Below are 20,797 nucleotides of genomic sequence, written 5' to 3' on the forward strand. Positions count from 1 at the left end.
AGCCTTATCTGATCGGAATCTGGCAGCGTAGGTGTCGAGAGCCGGCGTGGGCCGCCGTATGAGCCTGGATCTCGACGATCGCCATGGAGCTTGGCGCCCACGCCGGAATCTCCCTTGATCCGCCCGAACAGTTGCTGGAGCAGACACTCGCAGTGATAAGACTGGGCAAGCGGGGGAGCTCTCGACCCTTCCAGACTATACGGAGTCCGGTGATGAACGGGATCGGGATTGATGTCAGCAAGCGCCAGCTGGATGTCGGCACGACGGACGGAGAGACCCTGCAGGTCAGCAATAACCTCACCGGGTTTTCTGAATTGGATGTTTGGCTGAGAGAACATCCGGCCGCCCAGATCGTGCTGGAGGCTACCGGCGGCTATGAACAGCCAGTGCTGGATTTCCTGCACAAGGCTGGCCATCCGGTGGTCCGTGCCAATGCCCTAAGGGCCCGCAGGCTGGCCCAGGGGATGGGCCATATCGCCAAGACCGACCGCTTGGATGCCTACGCGCTGGCGCAAATGGCGGCGCTGGTGAAACTGCCTGCCTATCAGCCGCTAGAGCTTTGGCAGCAGAAGATGCGGGAGTTCGTGCGAGCGCGTCGTCAGGCGATGGAAGCGTTGACCATCGCGCGGCAGCAGCAGGAAATGGTCGGTGATCGTGAATTGCGCCGGCTGCTGCAGGCCAACATCAATCGCCAGCAGGCGCTGGTTGAACGGCTGGGGAAGCACATTGCCGAGCAGGTTGCCCAGCAGCCTCAACTGGCTGTCCTGAAGTCGATGAAAGGCGTGGGACCAGCGCTGCAGGCCGTACTGGCAAGTTATCTGCCAGAGCTTGGCAGGATCAGTGGCAAGCGCATCGCCAGCCTGGTCGGTGTGGCGCCCATGTCCCACGACAGCGGCAGCATGCGCGGGAAACGAAGCATCCAAGGTGGCAGGGCTGAGATCCGCCAAGTGCTCTACATGGCGGCGATGTCGGCCATGCGGCATGAACCTCGATTGCGCGACTTTTACCAGTCGCTGCGAGCCCGCGGCAAGGAGGGCAAGGTGGCCATCGTGGCGGTGATGCGGAAGATGCTGGTGATCCTCAACGCCCGCGTGCGCGACGCTGAAAGCGGACCGATCCCCGCTTAACAGGCGCGTATCTGGGCATCCTCAGAGGCTGCCGGCCAGCGGCCGGCACTACCGTGCCCGTCTGCCGGAAGGGCTGGCGCCCCTCCGGCAACACAGTTGCTCCATGGAAGGGTTCACGGCGTGTCCTGCGAACCCACACCGCCCCGCCCAACCAGCAATAACCCAGAGCCGCTTTGGCTTTGGCTTTGGCTTTGGCTTTGGCTTTGGCTTTGGCTTTGGCTTTGGCCCTGGCCTCTGCGGGTGCAGGGCGGCAGCCCTGCCGAACACCTCCGCTGCGCTCGCCGGGCATGGCCCGGCGCTACCCGTAATGAAAAAGCCGCCTTTCGGCGGCTTCTTCATTACTTCAGCTTGATCTCGCGCAGGCGTTCCTCGAGGAAGCCGTGGGCGGTGATCGGCTCCGGGTACCGGCTCGGGTTCTCCGGGGTGATGCACGAGGGCAGCACGTCGATCAGGAAATCCGGGTTCGGGTGCAGGAAGAACGGCACCGAGTAGCGCGGCTGGCGGGCCAGCTCACCCGGGGGATTGACCACGCGGTGGATGGTCGACGGGTACACGTGGTTGGTCAGGCGCTGCAGCATGTCGCCGATGTTGACCACGATGGTGTCGGCATCGGAGGTGAACGGCACCCACTTGCCATCATGCGACTGCACTTCCAGGCCCGCGGCGCTGGCGCCGACCAGCAGGGTGATGAAGTTGATGTCGCCATGTGCACCGGCACGCACGTTCGGGATGTCGTCGGTGGTGATCGGCGGGTAGTGGATCGGACGCAGGATCGAGTTGCCGAAGTTGGTCTTGTCGGCGAAGAAGTCTTCCGGCAGGCCGATGTGCAGGGCCAGCGCCGACAGCACGCGCGAGCCCAGGTTGTCCAGCGCCTGGTACAGGCCGTAGCCGCGCTCACGGAAACCCTCGACCTCGGACGGCCACAGGTTCGGCGCCATCACGTCACGGTACTTGGAGTCGTCGGCGATCTCGCGGCCGATGTGCCAGAACTCCTTCAGGTCGAAGTGCTTGGAGCCCTTGGCGGTTTCAACACCGAACGGGGTGTAGCCGCGGGCGCCGCCGCTGCCGGCCACGTGGTACTGGCGCTTGACCTCGTCCGGCAGGGCGAAGAAGGCCTTGAACACATCGTAGGCCGCGTCGATGTCGGCCTGCGGGATGCCGTGGTTGCGGATGCCCGCGAATCCCCATTGGCGGTAGGCCGCGCCCAGCTCGGCCACGAAGGCCTCGCGGTCGCTGTCAAAACGGGTGATGTCGAGGGTCGGGATCTGGCTCACAGCGGTTCCTGGCTTGTCGTTGGGTCAAAGAGCCGGCAGCTGTCTGCCGGCCAGCCTGAACATTGTGACAGATCGGCCGAAGTACGCCATCGATACATTGAAACAAACCGATACAATGCGCCACCCGCGCGAGCAGGCGGCCCCTCCGGGCGCCCATGCAGCACGTCCCCCGCCCCCTGCCCGCCCGCTCCTGCACCATGTCCGCCGCCTCGCCCGATTCCGCCCCTGCCCCGCTTTCCGCACCTGACCGCCGCTGGCGCCGGCTGGCGTGGTGGTCGCTGTTCGTCGCTGCCAACGCAGCGCTGGCCCTGCTGATCACGCTGGGCAACGTGCCGCTGGGCGACAACCCCGGCGGCGGCCTCGGCCTGGCCTACCTGGCGGTCGCCCTGCCCGGCCACCTGCTTGCGCTGGGCGCGCTGGCCGGCGCGCTGCCGCTGGTGATCGGCCTGTGGCCGCGCAGCGCGCGCACATTGACGCTTTCAGCCATCACGGTGCAGGGCCTGTGGCTGTGCCTGCTGCTGGTCGACGCCAAGGTGTTCGCCCTGTACCGGTTCCACCTCAATGCGATGGTTGCCAACATGGTGTTCGGCGGCGCGCTGCACGACCAGGTCAGCCTGTCGTGGAAGACCTGGCTGCAGGCGGGCGGCCTGGTGGCGGCGATCTTCGCCGCGCAGGCACTGCTGGCCTGGGCGTGCTGGAAGCTGCTGTCGCCCGCACCGCACCGCCGCCGCGTGCTGCAGGCATGGACCGCCATCGCCCTGCTGATGGGCGGCGGCCAGGTCGCCACCGCCTACTACGATGCGCTCGGCGAGCGCGCCGTGATCGGCCAGTGGAACTACCTGCCCTGGGCGCAGCCGATCACCGCCAAAAGCTTCATGCGCCGGCTCGGCGTGCACAGCCAGCAGCAGGCCGGCCTGCCCGACCCGCGCCACGCCCAGCTGCAGTACCCGCTGCAGCCGCTGCGCTGCCAGAGCCACCGTCGGCCCAACGTGCTGATGGTGGTGCTGGAATCGCTGCGGCACGACGCGCTGACCCCGCAGTACATGCCACACACCGCGGCGCTGGCGGACTCGGCGCGCGTCTACGACCATCATTTCAGCACCGGCAACGCGACCCGTTACGGCCTGTTCGGCCTGTTGTACGGCCTGCCCGGTGGCTACTGGCCGAGCATGCTGGATGAGCAGCGCGGCTCGCAGCTGTTCACGGTGCTGCAGCAGCAGGGCTACGACCTGCACCTCTATGGCAGCGCGCCGCTGTACAGCCCCGAGTTCGACCGCACCGTCTTTGCCGACGTGCGCGACCAGCTGCACCAGGGGCCGGCGGAACTGGATTCATCCGGGCGCGACCGCAGCATCGTGGCCTCACTGCAGCAGGACATCACCCGCAGCCAGGACGCGCAGCGCCCGTGGTTCGGCTTCGTGTTCCTCGATTCCACCCACGCGCCGTATCACATGCCAGCCGGCTATCGGCCGGTAGCCACACCGATGGCGGCCGACATCGACTTCCTCAAGTTCGGCCCGGACCATGACCCGACGCCGGAGCTCAACCGTTACCACACCGCTGTGCACTACGCCGACAGCCTGGTCGGCGAGCTGCTTGACCAGCTGCGCGCGCAGGGCCTGGAGCAGGACACCATCGTGCTGGTGACCGGTGACCACGCCGAGGAATTCAACGACCTCAAGCTCAACTACTGGGGCCACAACGGCAACTTCTCCAACCACCAGCTGCAGGTGCCGTTCGTGCTGCGCTGGCCGGGCGAAGGCAGCGGCCACGACGCGCGCACCAGTTCCCACGAGGACTGGGTACCGACGCTGATGCGGCATGCCCTGGGCTGCGAGAACGCGCTGGGCGATTTCAGCACCGGCCAGGACCTGCTGGCCGTGCCGCAGGGCCCGCGCTCGCTGGTGGTGGAGAGCTGGTCGCAGCGCGCGGTCCGCCACGGCGACGCGATCTACGTGTTCGACAAGTTCGGCAACGCGACCGCACTGGACCAGAACTACCTGCCCCTTCCGCAGCAGGCGCCGGACCCGGCCAGCCTGCGTACCGCGTGGGATGCCCTTACCCGCTTCCGCAACCGTTGAATTACAGGACTGATTCGCGATGAACCGCCCGCTGCGCATTCTCCACACCGAAGCCGCCAAAGGAATGGGTGGCCAGGAGATCTACATCCTTCGCCACATGCAGGTGATGCGTGCGCGTGGCCACGAGGTCGCGCTGCTGTGCCAGCCCGACGCGCGGCTGGCCACGATGGCCCGCGATGATGGCTTCACCGTGCACACCCTGCGCATGGGCGGCATGGCACGGCTGATGCGCGGCATCTGGTCGGTGTCGCGGCTGGTGCGCCGCGAGCGCTACGACGTGGTCAACACCACCAGCCGCCGCGACACGCTGATCGCCGCGGCCGGTGCGCGCCTGGGGCGCACGCCGCTGGTGGTGCGCTCGCGGCACTTGATGAGTCCGGTCAACTCGCTGCTGACCTACACCGGCCTGCCGCACCGGGTGATCACCGTGAGCCGGTTCGTGAAGCAGCTGCTGGCCGAGCGTGGCATTGCCAACGACACCATCGGCATCGTGCCGCCCATCGCGGTACCGCCACGCTGGACCGACATCCGCAAGGATGACCCGTGGCAGTGCCTGCAGGACGTCCGCGCCGAGGTCCGCGCCGAGCTTGGCTTCAGCGACGAGGACATCGTGGTCGGCTGCGTGGCGGTGCTGCGCGAGCCGAAGGGCCATGCCGACCTGCTGCGTGCGATCGCGCCGCTGTGCAAGGCCAATCCGCGCCTGCACCTGGTGGTGGTCGGCAACGGCGAGGCCGTCATGCAGCGCCTGCTGGAGATGCGCGAGGAACATGGCCTGCAACGGCAGGTGCACCTGCTCGGCTACCGTGACAACGCCTGCCGGCTGATGACCGGCTTCGACATCTTCGCCCTCGCCTCGCACAAGGAGGCCGCCGGCACGGTGTTCCTGGAGGCGGCCTACGTGGCGGTGCCGATCGTCGCCACGCGGGTGGGCGGTGTGCCGGAGATGGTGGCCGAAGGCAGCAATGCCATCCTCACCCGGTTGGGCGACAATGGCGCGTTGACCGCCGCCCTGCGCCTGCTGGTGGATGATCCGCAGCGCCGGCAGATGATGGGCCGTGCCGGCTGGGACTGGATGCGCACTGCGCACGATTTCAGCCCCGCCGGGCATGGCGAAACCACCGAACACTATTACCACCAGTGGCTGAAGGAGCTGGGACATGGCTGATGCGCGAACCGTTCCGGTGCTGATGCACCACCACGTCAGCCCCTCGCCGGGGATGATCACCGTCTCGCCGGAAAACTTCGAGAGCCAGATCGCCTGGCTGGCCAGCAACGGCTGGACCTCGCTGACCCTGGACCAGTACGCCGGCTTCCTGGCCGGCAAACCGGTGCCGCGCCGGTCCATCGTCATCACCTTCGACGATGGCTACCTGGACAACTGGGTGTACGCGCACCCGATCCTGGAGAAGTACGGCATGCACGCGGTGGTGTTCGTGGTGACCGGCTGGATGGGCGAAGGCGAGGTTCGCCCGCATGCGGGTATCGCCGGCGCGGCGCTGCCGGCGACGCCGGACCACCGTGGCTGCGAAGCGGCGATCTTCGAGAACGATCGCAGCGACGACGTGATGATGCGCTGGAGCGAGGCTCGCGAGGCAATCGAGGCGGGCACCTTCGAAGTGCATTGCCACACCCACACGCACACCCGCTGGCTGCGCCGCGACGACCTGGACCGCGCACAGCGCCGGGCCGGCATCAGCCAGGACCTGGCGATCTCGCGGCAGGTGCTGCAGGACAAGCTGGGCGAAGTCTCCGACACCCTGTGCTGGCCCTACGGCGATTTCGACCAGGACCACGTCGAGGTCGCGCGCGAACACGGCTTCCGTTACCTGCACACGACCCACCCGTTCGGCCGCAACGTGGTCGGTGGCGACCCGGAACGCATCTACCGCTTTGCGATCCGCAACCGTCCGGCCAGCTGGCTGCGCAAGCGCATCGCGCAGAGCTACAACCCGTTGATCGCGCCGTTCTTCAACGGTTTCAAGGCGCGCCAGAAGAAGATGGTGCCGGGGCCCTGAGCGGCCCTGGCCGTCATCCCATCGCTGCGGAACAAAAAAACGCCCCGGTCTCCCGGGGCGTTTTCAGTCTGGACCGGCGGCCGGTGGCTCAGGCAGAGGCTGCCGACTTCACCGCAGCCGACAGGCGATCCAGCGTGTCCTGCATCAGCGTGGCTTCGTCGGCCTCGACGGTGACGCGCACCACCGGCTCGGTACCGGACGGACGCAGGAACGCGCGGCCGCGGCCGGCCACGGCCTGCTGCGCATCAGCCAGCGCCGACTGCACGCTGTCGGCCTGCACGGTGGCCTTGGCCGAGACATCGCCCAGGCGCACGTTGACGGTCTTCTGCGGCACCTTGGCCAGCGGCTGCAGCGCCTGCCGCAGGGTCTGGCCGGTGCGGCGCAGCGCGACCAGCACCTGCAGGGCGCTGACGATGCCATCGCCGGTGGTTGCCCGGTCCAGGCACAGCAGGTGGCCGGAGGCTTCGCCACCGAGCACGCCGCCGCCTTCGATCAGCGCCTGGTGGACGTAGCGATCGCCCACGTTGCTGCGCACGAACGGAATCTGCAGTTCGCCCAGGGCCTTTTCCAGGCCGTAGTTGCTCATCAGCGTGCCGACCACCGGGCCACGCAGGCGGCCGTCGGCCTGCCACGCACGGGCCAGGATGTAGAGCAGGTCGTCGCCGTCGACCGGGTTGCCCTGGTCGTCGGCCATCAGCACGCGGTCGCCGTCGCCGTCGAAGGCGATGCCGAGGTCGGCACCGGTCTCGCGCACCTTGGCGGCCAGGTTGTCGATGTGGGTCGAGCCCACACCGTCATTGATGTTGACGCCGTTGGGTTCGGCACCGATGCCGATCACCTCGGCACCCAGCTCGCGGAACAGCAGCGGTGCGATCTGGTAGGTGGCACCGTGGGCGCAGTCGAGCACCAGGCGCACGCCGCGCAGGTCGAAGGTGCGCGGCACGCTGGCCTTGCAGAATTCGATGTAGCGGCCGACCGCTTCGCGCGCACGCGCGGCCTTGCCCAGCTTTTCCGATTCGGCCGTCACGAACGGCACGTCCAGCGCGGCTTCCAGCGCCAGTTCGGTGGCATCGTCGAGCTTCTCGCCCTGGGCGGAGAAGAATTTGATGCCGTTGTCGTAGTGCGGGTTGTGCGAGGCACTGATGACGACGCCGGCATCCACGCCCAGGGTGCGGGTGAGGAAGGCCACCGCCGGGGTCGGCATCGGCCCCAGCAGCTGCACGTCGGCACCGGCGGCCACCAGGCCGGCTTCCAGTGCGGCTTCGAACATGTAGCCTGAAATGCGCGTGTCCTTGCCGATCACCACGATCGGGCGGCGGCCACCGGGGCCGCGCTGGTCGACCAGCACGCGGCCCAGCGCATTGCCCAGGCGCAGCACGAAGTCGGCCGAGATCGGGCTCTGCCCGACGCGGCCGCGGATGCCGTCAGTACCGAAGTACTTTCGGCCCGCCATCACGCCACCTCCGGCGCCGGCTGGCGGCCGAGCATGGCCAGCAGGTCGGACAGGCGGTCACGCATTTCACGGCGGTCACAGATCTGGTCGATGGCGCCGTGTTCCAGCAGGAACTCGGAGCGCTGGAAACCTTCAGGCAGCTTCTCGCGCACGGTCTGCTCGATCACGCGCGGGCCGGCGAAGCCGATCAGCGCCTGCGGCTCGGCGATGTTGATGTCACCCAGCATGGCGAACGAGGCCGACACGCCACCGGTGGTCGGATGGGTCAGCACCGAGATGTACGGCAGGCCGGCTTCGCGCAGCTTGCCCAGCGCGGCCGAGGTCTTGGCCATCTGCATCAGCGAGAACAGGCCTTCCTGCATGCGCGCGCCGCCGCTGGCGGAGAAGCACACGTAGGGTGCACCGATCTCGACGGCGGTTTCAGCGGCCAGCGCGAAGCGCTCACCGACCACCGAACCCATCGAGCCGCCCATGAAGGCGAAATCGAAGGACGAGGCGACCAGCGGACGACCCTTGAGCAGACCACGCATCGCGATCAGCGCGTCGTACTCACCGGTGTTCTTCTGCGCGATCTTGATGCGCTCGCTGTACTTCTTCTGGTCCTTGAACTTCAGCAGGTCGGTCGGGCCCAGGCGGGCACCGATCTCGGTGGTGCTGTCGGCGTCGAACAGGGCCGCCAGGCGCGCGCGGGCGCGGATCGCCATGTGGTGACCGCACTTCGGGCAGACCTCCAGGTTCTCTTCCAGCTCGGGGCGGTACAGCGCGCTGCCGCAGCTACTGCACTTTTCCCACAGGCCCTCGGGGACGCTGCGCTTCTTGCTGGGGGTGTTGTCGGTGCGGATGCCAGACGGCATCAACTTGCTGAGCCAACTCATGCGGGAGGACACTTCCGTTCAGGGCGGCCCGAGGGCCGCAAAGGCGGACAGTCTAGCTCTGCTGCGCCCGCCCGTGCACCCCTTGCGGGGAACGGGCCGGCAGGAAAAAACCATGCTGGGACGTACGTTTAGCGTCGCCGGGCATGGCCCGGCGCTACCTTCAAGGCGTCCAGCGCGGCGGAGATAGTGCCGGCCGCTGGCCGGCAACCCTTGGCGCACGCGTGGGTCAGGCGTCCAGCGCCTGCCGCAGCGGGGCCAGTAAGGCACCGGCACGCTGGGCGGCCTCCTCGGCCGATCCGGCATCGGCCAGCGCCGCCACCAGGGCGCTGCCGACCACCACGCCATCGGCCTGGCGGGCCATGGCCGCGGCACTGGCCGCATCCTTGATGCCGAAGCCGGCCACCACCGGCACGCTGGCGCGTGCACGCAGGGCCTGCAGCCGTGCGCTGGCGGCATCGCTGTCCAGGCGCTCGGAGGCACCGGTGACGCCGGCGAAGCTGACGTAGTACAGGTAACCGCGGGCCAGCGCGAGCAGTTTGTCCGCGCGGGCTTCGCTGGTGGTCGGCGAGGCCAGCAGGACCAGCGCCAGGCCGGCCGCATCGAAGGCCTGCTGGGCTTCACCGGCTTCTTCCGGCGGCAGGTCCACCAGCAGCACGCCGTCCACGCCGGCGCCCACTGCAGCCTCGGCGAAGGCCGCATAGCCGTGGATCTCCACCGGGTTGAGGTAGCCCATCAGCACCACCGGGGTCTGCGCATCGCGCTGGCGGAACTGCGCCACCGCCTGCAGCACGTAGCGGCTGCCGGCACCGCGGCCCAGCGCGCGTTCGGAACTGCGCTGGATGGTCGGGCCATCGGCCATCGGATCGGAGAACGGCACGCCCAGTTCGATCACATCGGCACCGGCGTCGACCAGCGCATGCATGACCGGCACGGTGGCCTCCAGCGACGGGTCGCCGGCGGTGATGAAGGGGATCAGCGCCTTGCGCTGCTGCTCGCGCAGGCGCTGGAAACAGGCATCGAGTCGGGATACGGACATGTCAGGTACATCCTTCGATCAGGTCAACGGCGCCGCTGGCGCCCCAGTACATTCGGGAAACGGTGCCGTCGACGATCTCCACGCGGATCGCCAGGTCGGAACCGGGGTCCTGCCAGAGCAGGGTCTCGCCGGCCTCGGCATCTTCGCCATAAGGACGCGCGAGGGCGCCCCGTGGCAGCAGCTGCAGGGCCTGCGCACGCGGCATGTCCAGGCGCAGGCCGAACGGCCCGGGCTGCACCACCACCTGGCCCGAATCATCGATGGGGGCCAGGTCGAAACGCACCACGTCGCCGTCCTGCACCATCATCGCCACGCCTTCGGGCAGCGTGCCGCGCTCGTAATACTCACAACGCCCGGCCGTCGCCTCGCCCAGCCCGGCCGAGTGCCACTGCGCCTCGCCCTGCAGCTCGCTGAAGGGCTGGCCGATCAGCACGTCGCCGGCATGGTCCAGCGCCACCGACACGACTGCCGGGGCGGTTTCGTCCTCGGCGCTGTCGGCGCGGGTAGCCGCCGGCGCATCCTCGATCGGGCGATGCGCAGCGTCATCATCATTGCTGGCCAGCTGGCGTGCCGGAGCGATGGCTGCGGGCGACGCCGGCGCGGGGGCCAGCACCGGCGGATCGGGCGGCGTGCAGCCACCCAGACCGACCGCCAGCACCAGCGCGCCACCGTGGCGCAGCACGTAGTTCACAGCACCAGGCCTTCGCGCGCGGCGATGGTGTGCACGTCCTTGTCGCCACGCCCGGACAGGTTGCACAGCACGATCTGGTCGCGCGGGCGCTCACGGGCCAGCTTGATGGCCTGGGCCAGCGCGTGGCTGGATTCCAGCGCCGGCAGGATGCCTTCGACGTGCGCCAGCAGGTGGAAGGCCTGCAGCGCCTCCTCATCGGTGATGCCGAGATAGGTGGCACGACGGCTGTCGGACAGGAAGGCGTGTTCCGGGCCGACGCCGGGGTAGTCCAGGCCGGCCGACACCGAATGGGTCTCGATGATCTGGCCATCGTCATCGCACAGCACGTAGGTGCGGTTGCCGTGCAGCACGCCGGGGCGGCCGGCGGCGATCGAGGCGGCGTGGCGACCGGTGTGGATGCCGTCGCCGGCCGCTTCGGCGCCGAAGATCTCGACCTCGCGGTCGTTGAGGAAGGCATGGAACAGGCCGATGGCGTTGCTGCCGCCGCCGACGCAGGCGGTGATCGCATCGGGCAGGCGGCCGTACTCGGCCAGCATCTGCTCGCGCGCTTCGCGGCCGACGATGGCGTTGAAGTCACGCACCATGCGCGGGTACGGGTCCGGTCCGGCCACGGTGCCGATGATGTAGAAGGTGTCCTGCACGTTGGTCACCCAGTCGCGCATCGCTTCGTTGAGCGCGTCCTTCAGGGTGGCCGAGCCGGAGGTGACCGGCACCACCGTCGCGCCCAGCAGCTTCATGCGGTAGACGTTGATCTTCTGCCGCTCGATGTCGGTGGCGCCCATGTAGACCACGCATTCCAGGCCCAGGCGCGCGGCGACAGTGGCACTGGCCACGCCGTGCTGGCCCGCGCCGGTCTCGGCGATGATGCGCTTCTTGCCCATCCGCGCGGCCAGCAGGGCCTGGCCGATGGTGTTGTTGATCTTGTGCGCGCCGGTGTGGTTCAGGTCCTCGCGCTTGAGCAGGATCTGCGCACCGCCGACATGGTCGCTCAGGCGCTGCGCGTGATAGATCGGGCTGGGACGGCCGACGTAATGGGCCAGGTCCTTGTCGTAGGCCAGCTGGAACGCCGGATCCTGGCGGGCCTGGTCGTAGGCCTGGGCCAGTTCCTGCAGCGGGCCGACCAGGGTTTCGGCGACGAAACTGCCGCCGTAGCGGCCGAAGTGGCCCTGGGCGTCCGGGAAGGCGTGGTAGTCGGCAATGGGGGAGGCAGACATGGAAGCGACCGCTGGTTCGAGACAGGTGGATACTCTAGCGCACGGATCCTGACCGGAATATCGATATTATCTGGCGCATATCGTCAGGAAATCTCACATGAGCACCTCCCTGCTGCCACCGCTCAACGCCCTGCGTGCCTTCGAGGCCACCGCCCGCCTGGGCGGCGTGGGCCGCGCCGCACAGGCCCTGCACGTAACCCACGGTGCGGTGAGCCGGCAGCTGAAGCTGCTGGAGGACCACCTGGGGCTGCCGCTGTTCCAGCGTGCCGGCCGCGGGCTGCGCCTGACCGAGGCCGGGCAGCGCCTGCACGTGGCCTGCGGCGAGGCCTTCGCCGGCATCGAGGCCTGCGTGCGCGAACTGCGCCAGCCGGCGCGTTCCCCGGCACTGGTGCTGGGCTGCAGCGGCAGCGTGCTGGCACGCTGGATGATTCCCCGGCTGCCCGCGCTGCAGGCGGCCCTGCCCGGGGTGAACCTGCAATGGTCGGCGCTGGATGGCGCCTTCACCGAGGCACAGGCGGCGCTGGATGCGGTCCTGCTGCTGGCGCAGGGGCCGTGGCCGCGGGGCTGGCAGGTGCGTGAGCTGGCGCCGGAACGGGTGGGCGTGGTGGTGGCGCCCTCGCATCCTGCCGCGCAGCGCCTGCGCCATGTAGCGCCCGCCGCGCTGCTGCAGGAGACGCTGCTGCACACCAGCTCGCGCCCACAGGCCTGGCCGGCATGGGCGCAGGCGCACGGGCTGGACCCCACGCGGTTGCAGATGGGCACCGGCTTCGAGCACCTGTATTACCTGCTGGAAGCGGCCGTTGCCGGACTGGGGCCGGCCATCGCGCCGGAGCCGCTGGTGGCCGAGGACCTGGCCGCCGGGCGTCTGGTCGCCCCATGGGGCTTCGCTGCGACCGGCGGTTTCTGGGTCCTGGCGCGGCCGGATGGGCCGGCCGACCCGCGCGTGGAGGCGTTGGCTGATTGGGCCACGCAGCAGCTGTAGCGTCGAGCTTGCTCGACCGCCTTCGCGCGTAGAGTCGAGCTTGCTCGACTGCTTTCGTTCCAGTCGAGCAAGCTCGACTCTACGAAATCGGGAGCAAGCTCGACGCTACGAAATCGGCAGCAAGCGCGGCATTACAGGCCGTTGGAGAACACGTCGAGCGCCCTGGCGCTCACCCAGCCCTGTGCGCACTGTGCCGATGCCGGTTGGCAGGCGTGGCTGTGATCGCGCTTCAGGTGCTGGATCGGCCGGTCGCCATAGGTGCCGCACAGCGCGCTGCCTGCCTTGCAGGCGGCGACGCTGCTGGCCGGCACCGAGGTCACGAAGTAGTACTGCGGGTTCTGCCCGGCCCGGCCGATGGCCTGCACGCAGACCAGCTGGCCCTGCGCGAACCGCGCCGTCGCCACCGCCTTGCTGCCGGTGCTGGGCACGCGGTCGAGCGCGTCGACGCCGTTGGCATCGGCGACACCTGCGAAGAAACCCTGCGCGCCGCAGCTGGGCGTCAGTTCAACGTCGTAGAAATCACCGCTGGCGACATCGCCGGCGTTACAGCCCCTGCCGGCCTTGGCGTCCGTGCACTGCACGCCACTGGCCTGCACCAGGGTGGCAACGGGGTCTGCGGCCGGTGCTGCTGCCCAGGCCTGCAGGGACAGCAGCAGGCCTGACAGGGCGATGCCGAGGCCTGCGGAGCGACGTTGGTCGTGCAGGTACGCGATTTTCATGGCCAGTCCTTGGGGTTGGATGACAGCAGGAACCGTCACGCAATCAGGGCGCGGTGGGTGCGGCCAGCCGTTGCTGCAGGTCCTCGCGCAGGCGCGACAGTTCGACTTCGGCCTGCTGCCGCTGCTGCATGCCCTCGCGATGGATGCTGCGCACTTCCTCGACCGTGGCGATCAGCTGGTCGTGGACGTGGCGCAGCGTGGCCACGTCGATCACGCCGCGCTGGTTGCTGCGCGCGGTATCCACCGAGGCCTGGCGCAGCAGGTCGGCATTGCGGCGCATCATCTCGTTGGTGGCATCGTCGATGGCGGTGGACAGTTCGACCGCGGCCTTCTGCTCGCCCAGCGACAGCTGGATGGCGAACTGGCGCTTCCACGACGGGATGGTGATCTCGCGCACCGTGTTGAACTTCTCGATCAGCTGCAGCGCATTGGCCTGGATCAGGCGGATCATCGGCAGCGACTGGTCGGCGGCGTGCTGCATCAACTGCAGGTCGGACACGCGCTTTTCGATCAGGCGGATCGCATTGTCGACCTCGCTCTGGCGGATGCGCTGCTGCGGGTCATCACTGCCCTGCCCCGCCAGCTGCTCTGCCTGCAGTTCGGCCAGGCGCTGCTTGCCGGCGGCGGCATACAGGCCCAGCGCGTGGCGCTCCTCGCGCACGATCTCGTGCATGCGGTCGAACTCGCCCACGCGCTTGCCCATCAGCGCCTGCTGCACGCCGACGTCGCCCAGCAGCTGCTCGATCTGCGCATTGGTATCGCTGAATTTCTGCACCAGCTCGCCCTTGGACACGCGCAGGCGATCGATCAGGCCGCCGATGACCGGCACCTTGGAACGCTGGGCGAAGCCATCCAGTTTCAGGCTGCGCGCGATGCGCACCACTTCGCCGAGCTTGTCGCCGCTGGCATCGAGGTCACGGTTGCGCACCTGGTCGAGCAGCTGGCTGGAGAACGCGGCGGTGCGCGACGCGGCTTCGCGGCCGAACACCTGCAGGTTGCCCGGGCGCAGGTCGTCCAGTTCCTGGCGGATCTCGGCGATGCGGGGAAGATCCTCGCGGACCAGGCCCAGGGCCTGCAGCGCGCCCTCGTCCAGTGCGGAAGGGATGGCCGGGGTGGGCACGAGGGTGCCGGGGTGCTGGCTGTCCTGGGTCATCGGGCAGTCTCCTTGCAGGTGGGTTAGCGGCAGCGGCGGCCGGCTCAGCGCAGTCTAGCCTGAGCCGCCGCGACCTCGTCATCAATCTGTGCGTGCAGCGTGGCCGCCTGCCCGGCGCGGACCGCGCCGGCGGCGGCCTGCGCGGCCAGTGCGGCCTGCCGCCATGCCGGCAGCAGGACATCATGGATGCGGGCGAAGCGCTGCAGCAGCACCGCGTCCTGTTCCTGCAGCAGCTGCCATTGGCCGGCCTCGATGCGGCGCAGTGCCGCCAGCCGCTGCAGATGGTCGATGCGCGGCGCCAGCGCGGCGCGGCCGGAGGCGTCCAGCGTCGGGCGCCAGGCGGCGCCGGCATCCGCCCAGGCCTCCAGTGCCTCGGCGGCCTGCCCTGCGGCGCTGATCGCGGCAGCCCGCAGGTCCATGTGCTGCTGCAGCTGCTGGGCCTGTTCGCGTGCCTGCAGGGCAAGGACGCCGAGCTGCGACTGCAGCCCGCGGCCCTCGGCTTCGCGCTCGACATCGCGGCCGAGCAGGCGGCCCCACCAGCTTTCCTGCCGACGCAGGCGCGCCGGGTCGGCCGACTGCAGGGCCAGCGCGATGCGTGCCAGCGCCGCCACCAGGCCGTCGCCGGCCGTCGCCGGCAGCGCAGCTTCGCGAGCGGCCAGCGCCTGCAGCAAGGGCGCGCCGTACTCGCCCACGCGCGCGACATCGGCCGTGTCCGGCCGCTGCGGCGTTGGCAGGGGCGCAGTGTCAGTCACGGCAGCGGCGGCGGCATCGGTGTGCCGTCAGCGGCATCGGTGGGCAGCGACTCGCCGTAGAAGTGGCGCATCAGCGCCTCATCCAGTGCGCGTTCCTCCGGCGTGGTGGCGCGGCGCACGCGCGGACGGCGCACCGCCGCGGCGTTGCTGCCCGCCGCGCCCTCGACCTGCTGCCGGGCCCACCCGGCGAATGCGGCCAGGGTCTGCGACACCTGTTCCTGCCGTGCCTGCGACGCGACCAGCAGCTGCACCAGCGGCGCCAGCCCGGCCTGCAGGTCATCAGCCAGCGGCCTGGCCGGAGCGCTGGGCGCAGCGATCTGCACCGGCTCGGTTGGCGCCGCGGGTGCAGGCTCTGACGGTGCATGCTCTGATGGTGGATGCTCTGCCGGGCGCACCTCGGCCAGGCGCTGCAGCGCCTCCAGCAGTGCCGGCCACGGCGCCGGCTCCGCGGCCAGCACCGGCGCGGCCGGCGGCAGCTGCAGGGCACTGGCGATGTCGGCCAGCTGCGCGACCACGCGTCCGCCGACATCACTGTCGTCGGCGCCCATGGCCTTGTTGCGCAGGAAGTCACGCTTGATCTGCGCCCAGCGCTGCGCCTGCGCCTCATCCAGCACGCCACGCAGCTCGCCCAGCTTCAGCAGGTTCTCTTCGGCGCCGGTGGTCAGCAGCTGCGCCTCGCCCAGATAGTGGTCGGAGATCAGCTGCTGCAGCTCGTCCTCGTTCATCACCGGCGAGATCTTCTCGGCCAGCTTGTTCATGTTGCGATAGCTGCCCTGCAGGCGGAACGGCGGCTCGGTGCGGTAGCGGTCATCCTGCGCGGCACTGGCGATGTACTGCTGGTTGACCCGGTAGACCACGTCGCGCACGCGCAGCATGCGCTGCAGGGTGGCGGTGATCTCGTTCACTTCCGCGCCGCTGTAGGCGTGGCTGAGCCCGTTGGTCGACACGTCCTTGCCCATCGCGCGGTCGACCAGCAGGTACAGGTCGGCCATGTCACGGGTGGCCAGCGGTGCCAGCACCGGGTTGGAGGTCAGGCTGTTCTCGATGTAGCTGAGGGTGAACGCTGCCTCCATGCCGCCCAGCACGTCGCCGAGGTTGTAGATGTCGGCACGGTTGGCCAGCATGTCCGGAATCTTGAACACCTCGCCGGACTCGGTGTACGGGTTGCCGGCCATGACCACGCAGAACTTCTTGCCGCGCATGTCGTAGGTGCGGGTGCGGCCGCGCCAGACGCCTTCGATGCGGCGGGTGCCATCGCACAGCGAGATGAACTTCTGCAGGAACTCGGGATGGGTATGCTGGATGTCATCGACATACAGCATGGTGTTGTTGCCCATCTCCAGGGCTAGGTTGAGCTTTTCCAGCTCCTGCCGCGAGGTCGCGTCGGGCGCCTGTTCCGGGTCCAGCGAGCGCACCTCGTGGCCCAGCGCCGGGCCGTTGATCTTCATGAAGACCAGGCCGAGCCGGTGCGCCACGTATTCCATCAGCGTGGTCTTACCGTAGCCCGGCGGCGAGATCATCATCAGCAGGCCCATCAGGTCGCTGCGCTTGTTCTCGCCCACCGTGCCCATCTGCTTGGCCAGGTTGTCGCCGATCACGCCCAGGTAGACATCGTTGATGAGCTTGTTGCGCACGAACGAGGACAGCGGCCGCGCCTTGAATTCAGACAGGCGCAGGGTCTGCCGTTCGCGGTTGATGATGCCCTGGCGCACCGCCTGGTAGGCATGGAAATCGGGTACGAAACGCTTCAGGTGATGCTGCAGGCGTGCCAGGAAGTCATCCAGTGACAGCGACAGCGTGCCGCCGTGGATGCGCGGGTGTTCACCCAGCAGGCCCGCCACGTCGACGCGCAGCGGTGCGTCGCTGCCGCGCGTGCGCAGCTGGCGCTGCACCAGCAGCAGCGCCGCGGCCTCGTCGGCGTAGCCAGCGTGTGCGGCCTGGGCAGGCAGACCGGCGAGTGCGCGCAGCCATTGCCCGGCCAGCGCCCAGCGTGCCGCCAGCGGCTCCTGTGCACGCTGCAGGGCGCGTTCCAGCGCCTCGCGCTGCCCAGCCTGTTCCAGCTGCTGGGCCAGCGCATCCAGCAGCGCCTGCGCATGCTTGCTGGTGCTGAACACCGGCTCGCCGTTGATCAGCTCTTCGCCCAGGTAAGCGGCCGCCGCCTCGGCGGCTTCATCATCGAACGGCAAGGCTTCGGCCTGCGCGAACGCGGCGATGGCTGCCGCCATTTCCGTGCGCAGGGCGTTGCGTCCTTCGTCGGAGCCGAACAGACGGGCGATGGTCTCTGCACCGGCCTGGCGGCTGGGCCACTGCTTCACCGCGTCCTCGCGCTGCTGCGCGGCCCAGAACAGCAGGGCCAGTGCGCGCACGCGAGGTGCGTGCCGCAGCGCGCCTGCCGACTGCTGCAGCGGCAGCAGCGCGCGCAGGATCAGCGCGGCGTCATGGTCGTGGATGCCACGCTCGTAACCTTCGCGGTAACGCGGTGCGGCGAACGTGCGCACGCGCTGGTCCAGCGCCTCGGGGCTGGCGACGTCGTGCTGCAGCTGGGCCAGGTCCAGGCCGTCGCGGCCGGCCTGCGCGGCCAGCAGCAGGCTGCCGGCAAGGTACTCGCCGCGGTAGATCGCATTGGATTCCGAATCCAGGGTCACCGGCCAGAACGGCTTCAGCGCATCCAGTTCCGGATCGTGCAGGGTTTCCAGGAAATCGGTGCCGGTGAGGTGGATGGCCAGCGTGTCGCCACGCGGCAGCAGGGTCAGGTCCAGCGCCTGCGTGTTGACGCTGAAACGATGCCGCGGACCGAGCCGGACCACGTTGCCACCGGCCTCGTACAGATCACTGCGGTCGCGCAGCTGGCGCACCGCCTGGTCGCGCACGCCCTTCAGGCGCGCCTCGATGTCATCGGCCTTGACGTTGTCGCGCAGCGCACGCAGGCGCTCGGCCAGTTCGCGCAGCTTGAGGATCAGCGGATCGCCGGCGAAGAACGCGTTGAGTTCATCGGCCGTGGCGAAGCGCTCGGTGCGCTTGGCCAGGCCATCGAGAATGCGGTTGGCCGCGTCGAGCACCGAACGCGCCTTGCGCTGGCGGTCATCCAGCAGCGCCTGCTTGTGCGTCTCGAAGGCCTCGACCAGCTCCTCGCGTTTGCTGAGGATGTCGCCGAGGAACTGCTCGTGCTCGCCGAACTGGCTTTCCAGTTCTTCCAGCTGCACCAGCAGGCGCGACAGCTGCTCGTCGGCCTTTTCCGGGTCGCTGGCCATCGCCAGCGCACTGGTGATGGACTGCGAGAACAGGGCGAACTGCGCGGCGAACTGGGCCACGGCCTCGGCCGAACCGAGGGTGCGGCGTCGCTGCTCGGCGCGCGTGCGCGCCTGGTTCAGGCGCCCGTACAGCGCGGAAATCGATTCGACCACGCGGGTACGCGCGGTAGCATCGTCCACCTTCAGCCCGGCCATCAGTTCGGACAGCATGTCCAGGTCGCTGGCCATGCCGCGCATGCCGTCCAGCTGCCCGTCCAGCTGGCGCGCACTGGCTGCCTGCTGGGCGGCTTCGTCCAGCACCTGCAGGCGGCTGCCCAGCGGCGCCAGCGCGGCATCGCCGGCAAGGAATTCGCCGGTGGCGGCGCCGACCCGGTCCTGCGCCTGTACCAGTTCGGCGGCCATCGCTTCGATGCGCGCGGTGTCGATGTAGCGCAGCTCGCGGATGGTCAGCAGGCGACCGCGCAGCGCGGTGATCTCGTTCAGTGCCTCGACAAAGGCCTGTACCTCGTTCCAGTTCTGCGGCTGCAGCCGGCCCAGCAGACCCTTGAAGCTGGCCTCCGCCTCGACCATCGCCTGCGCCGACTGCTCGCGGATGGACTGGACCTTCTCGTATTCGTCCAACACCGATTCGCCGGTGGCGCTGATCTGCCGCAGCAGCGCCTCGGCGCCATCGCAGGCCTCGTCGCCCAGCCAGTGGTGGGCATCGAACAGGCGGCGGGTGTCGGCCACCAGGCGCTGGTAGCGCTGCACCGAGACATCCTGGCCGTCGATCTCGCGGGCCAGGTTGAACAGGTTGGAGATGCCGCGCACCAGCTCCGCATTGCCGATGCGGCCCATGAAAGTGTTGCCGGGCGGACGGCTGGCGGCGAACTCGTCGCTGCTGAACGGCGTCTGCCAGACCTGCATCGGATGGATGCGCGTGGGCTCGGTGCCCTCGGCATGGAACAGCACCATGCGCCCATCCTGCATGAACGCATAGCCGTGGCCGAACACCGGGTTCTGCAGCACGCGCTGGATGGTGTTGTAGACGAACAGCGCCGAGCGCCCGCCTTCGCGCTCATAGAAGATGTACAGCACGTCCTCGCCATTGGGCGAACGGATGCTGCGCTTGAACTGCATGCCGGCCATCGAGGCATCGAAGGCCTTGTGCTCGCCGCCCTGCAGGTAATAGCCGCCGGGGAAGATCACGCCGTGGTCTTCGGGCAGCTGCACACAGGCCTGGACGATGGCGTCGTTGCGCACGATGTCGCCGGTGAGCGTGTTGTAGATCAGCCCGCGCCAGACGGTCTCGCGGTACGGCAGCACCTTCAGCAGCAGCAGCGAGCCGACACGGGCGAACTCGAACTGTGCGTCGTCCAGCGACTGCGTGCTGTCCTCCACCGGTTCGCTGTAGATGCCCTGCCCGGTCTCGGTGTTGTTCTCGACCTTGATGGTCAGGTCGCCACCGGTGGTCTCCACGAACAGGGTGTCGAGGATGTTCAGGTGCGAATGGCGGCCGTTGACCGCGAGGTCGCGGGTAGCCTTGGTCCATTCGAAATCGAACGGCGGCGGCAGCGCGATATCGCGTTCGCCGCGCGCATCGAGATAGGTCAGCTCGCCTTCGCGCGACAGCGCCCAGCGGAACACGCGCACGTCGCTGCTGCGCTCGCCGATCTGGAACGAGGCCAGCAGCTTGTCGCCGACCACGATCAGCTGCAGCAGGCGCGCGTGCTTGTAGTAGGAATACAGCTCGTTGAAGTCGTGCACGAAACCGGGCTGGTCGAGGAAGCTGCCCTTCAGCTCCAGCGAAGCCACGTCGTAGCCATCCTTGCCCTGCACCAGCCGGTACAGGCCGAACACATCCTCGATGCGGGTGTGGGTCTTCAGCCCGATGTAGACGTTGTAGCCGAACAGCAGGCGGTCGGGCCCGACCTGGACGATATCCCGGCCAACGCAGTTGTTTTCGCTGCGGATGCGGAAGCGGCCGATCACCTCCAGGCGGCTGTCACCGAATTCGGCCAGGCGCTGGCGGTTGAGGGTCTCGGCCAGGGCCTGCAGGCGCTGGCCCTGCTCGCTGAGGCGGCGGCGCAGGACTTCGTAGGCACCGCCCTGGGCGACGGCCTGGTCGACGGTGTTGCCGCCGGCCTCCGGCGCGGGGGTTTCGGCGGACGGATGGGTTTCAGACATCAGCAGGC

15 protein-coding genes are annotated in these 20,797 nt (G+C 68.7%); 5 read left to right on the forward strand and 10 right to left on the reverse strand.

Going from position 1 to position 20,797, the window contains the following annotated elements; translation table 11 throughout:
- Positions 1–212: 212 nt before the first annotated feature.
- Positions 213–1,127 carry an IS110 family transposase gene (locus tag IAE56_RS04475; protein WP_200751628.1) on the forward strand — a complete coding sequence of 305 codons (915 nt, stop codon included), beginning with the start codon at positions 213–215 and terminating at the stop codon, positions 1,125–1,127.
- A gap of 338 nt (positions 1,128–1,465) precedes the next feature.
- Here the strand turns inward: IAE56_RS04475 and IAE56_RS04480 are convergent, their stop codons facing one another.
- Positions 1,466–2,401 carry a 2-oxoglutarate and iron-dependent oxygenase domain-containing protein gene (locus tag IAE56_RS04480; RefSeq protein ID WP_108769461.1) on the reverse strand — a complete coding sequence of 312 codons (936 nt, stop codon included), beginning with the start codon at positions 2,399–2,401 and terminating at the stop codon, positions 1,466–1,468.
- Between the two features lie 197 nt (positions 2,402–2,598).
- Between IAE56_RS04480 and IAE56_RS04485 the strand changes: the two genes are divergently transcribed.
- The 3 genes from IAE56_RS04485 to IAE56_RS04495 are packed head-to-tail and all read left to right on the forward strand — an operon-like array spanning position 2,599 to position 6,497.
- Positions 2,599–4,482, forward strand: coding sequence for a sulfatase-like hydrolase/transferase (locus tag IAE56_RS04485; RefSeq protein WP_200751629.1), 1,884 nt, complete (start codon positions 2,599–2,601; stop codon positions 4,480–4,482).
- 19 nt (positions 4,483–4,501) lie between these two features.
- Positions 4,502–5,647: a glycosyltransferase family 4 protein gene (locus IAE56_RS04490; RefSeq protein ID WP_200751630.1), complete on the forward strand. Its 1,146-nt coding sequence runs from the start codon at positions 4,502–4,504 to the stop codon at positions 5,645–5,647.
- Positions 5,640–6,497 (forward strand): polysaccharide deacetylase family protein, encoded by an 858-nt coding sequence (locus tag IAE56_RS04495; RefSeq protein ID WP_200751631.1) that lies wholly within the window; start codon positions 5,640–5,642, stop codon positions 6,495–6,497. The genes IAE56_RS04490 and IAE56_RS04495 overlap by 8 nt, the downstream gene beginning before the upstream one ends.
- Before the next feature lie 88 nt (positions 6,498–6,585).
- On the opposite strand, the gene glmM is transcribed toward IAE56_RS04495, so the two are convergent.
- The 5 genes from glmM to trpB form a co-directional block, all read right to left on the reverse strand.
- Entirely contained in the window at positions 6,586–7,950 is a 1,365-nt protein-coding gene (glmM, locus tag IAE56_RS04500) for a phosphoglucosamine mutase (protein WP_200751632.1), read from the reverse strand.
- The gene (gene accD, locus IAE56_RS04505) at positions 7,950–8,825 is read right to left on the reverse strand and encodes an acetyl-CoA carboxylase, carboxyltransferase subunit beta (RefSeq protein ID WP_108769466.1); all 876 of its coding nucleotides are present in this window, start codon (positions 8,823–8,825) and stop codon (positions 7,950–7,952) included. Before accD ends, glmM begins: the two co-directional genes overlap by 1 nt.
- Before the next feature lie 226 nt (positions 8,826–9,051).
- Positions 9,052–9,861, reverse strand: coding sequence for a tryptophan synthase subunit alpha (trpA, locus tag IAE56_RS04510; protein WP_200751633.1), 810 nt, complete (start codon positions 9,859–9,861; stop codon positions 9,052–9,054).
- A 1-nt stretch (position 9,862) separates the two neighbouring features.
- Positions 9,863–10,552, reverse strand: coding sequence for a hypothetical protein (locus IAE56_RS04515; protein WP_200751634.1), 690 nt, complete (start codon positions 10,550–10,552; stop codon positions 9,863–9,865).
- Positions 10,549–11,766, reverse strand: coding sequence for a tryptophan synthase subunit beta (gene trpB, locus IAE56_RS04520; protein ID WP_200751635.1), 1,218 nt, complete (start codon positions 11,764–11,766; stop codon positions 10,549–10,551). The genes IAE56_RS04515 and trpB overlap by 4 nt, the downstream gene beginning before the upstream one ends.
- 97 nt (positions 11,767–11,863) lie before the next feature.
- On the opposite strand from trpB, the gene IAE56_RS04525 reads away from it, so the two are divergent.
- Positions 11,864–12,748 carry a LysR family transcriptional regulator gene (locus IAE56_RS04525; RefSeq protein WP_200751636.1) on the forward strand — a complete coding sequence of 295 codons (885 nt, stop codon included), beginning with the start codon at positions 11,864–11,866 and terminating at the stop codon, positions 12,746–12,748.
- Positions 12,749–12,879: 131 nt separating this feature from the next.
- Here IAE56_RS04525 and IAE56_RS04530 read toward each other — a convergent pair whose 3' ends face one another.
- Genes IAE56_RS04530 through IAE56_RS04545 form a run of 4 tightly spaced genes read right to left on the reverse strand, consistent with a single transcriptional unit; the run spans position 12,880 to position 20,789 of the window.
- Positions 12,880–13,467 carry a hypothetical protein gene (locus tag IAE56_RS04530; protein WP_200751637.1) on the reverse strand — a complete coding sequence of 196 codons (588 nt, stop codon included), beginning with the start codon at positions 13,465–13,467 and terminating at the stop codon, positions 12,880–12,882.
- Between the two features lie 43 nt (positions 13,468–13,510).
- The gene (locus IAE56_RS04535; RefSeq protein ID WP_164072884.1) at positions 13,511–14,620 is read right to left on the reverse strand and encodes a toxic anion resistance protein; all 1,110 of its coding nucleotides are present in this window, start codon (positions 14,618–14,620) and stop codon (positions 13,511–13,513) included.
- A 44-nt stretch (positions 14,621–14,664) separates the two neighbouring features.
- Positions 14,665–15,372 carry a hypothetical protein gene (locus IAE56_RS04540; RefSeq protein ID WP_200751638.1) on the reverse strand — a complete coding sequence of 236 codons (708 nt, stop codon included), beginning with the start codon at positions 15,370–15,372 and terminating at the stop codon, positions 14,665–14,667.
- Positions 15,369–20,789 carry a DNA repair ATPase gene (locus IAE56_RS04545; RefSeq protein ID WP_200751639.1) on the reverse strand — a complete coding sequence of 1,807 codons (5,421 nt, stop codon included), beginning with the start codon at positions 20,787–20,789 and terminating at the stop codon, positions 15,369–15,371. The genes IAE56_RS04540 and IAE56_RS04545 overlap by 4 nt, the downstream gene beginning before the upstream one ends.
- Positions 20,790–20,797: the final 8 nt, after the last annotated feature.

Source organism: Stenotrophomonas sp. S41, from assembly GCF_016624625.1.
GTDB lineage: Bacteria > Pseudomonadota > Gammaproteobacteria > Xanthomonadales > Xanthomonadaceae > Stenotrophomonas.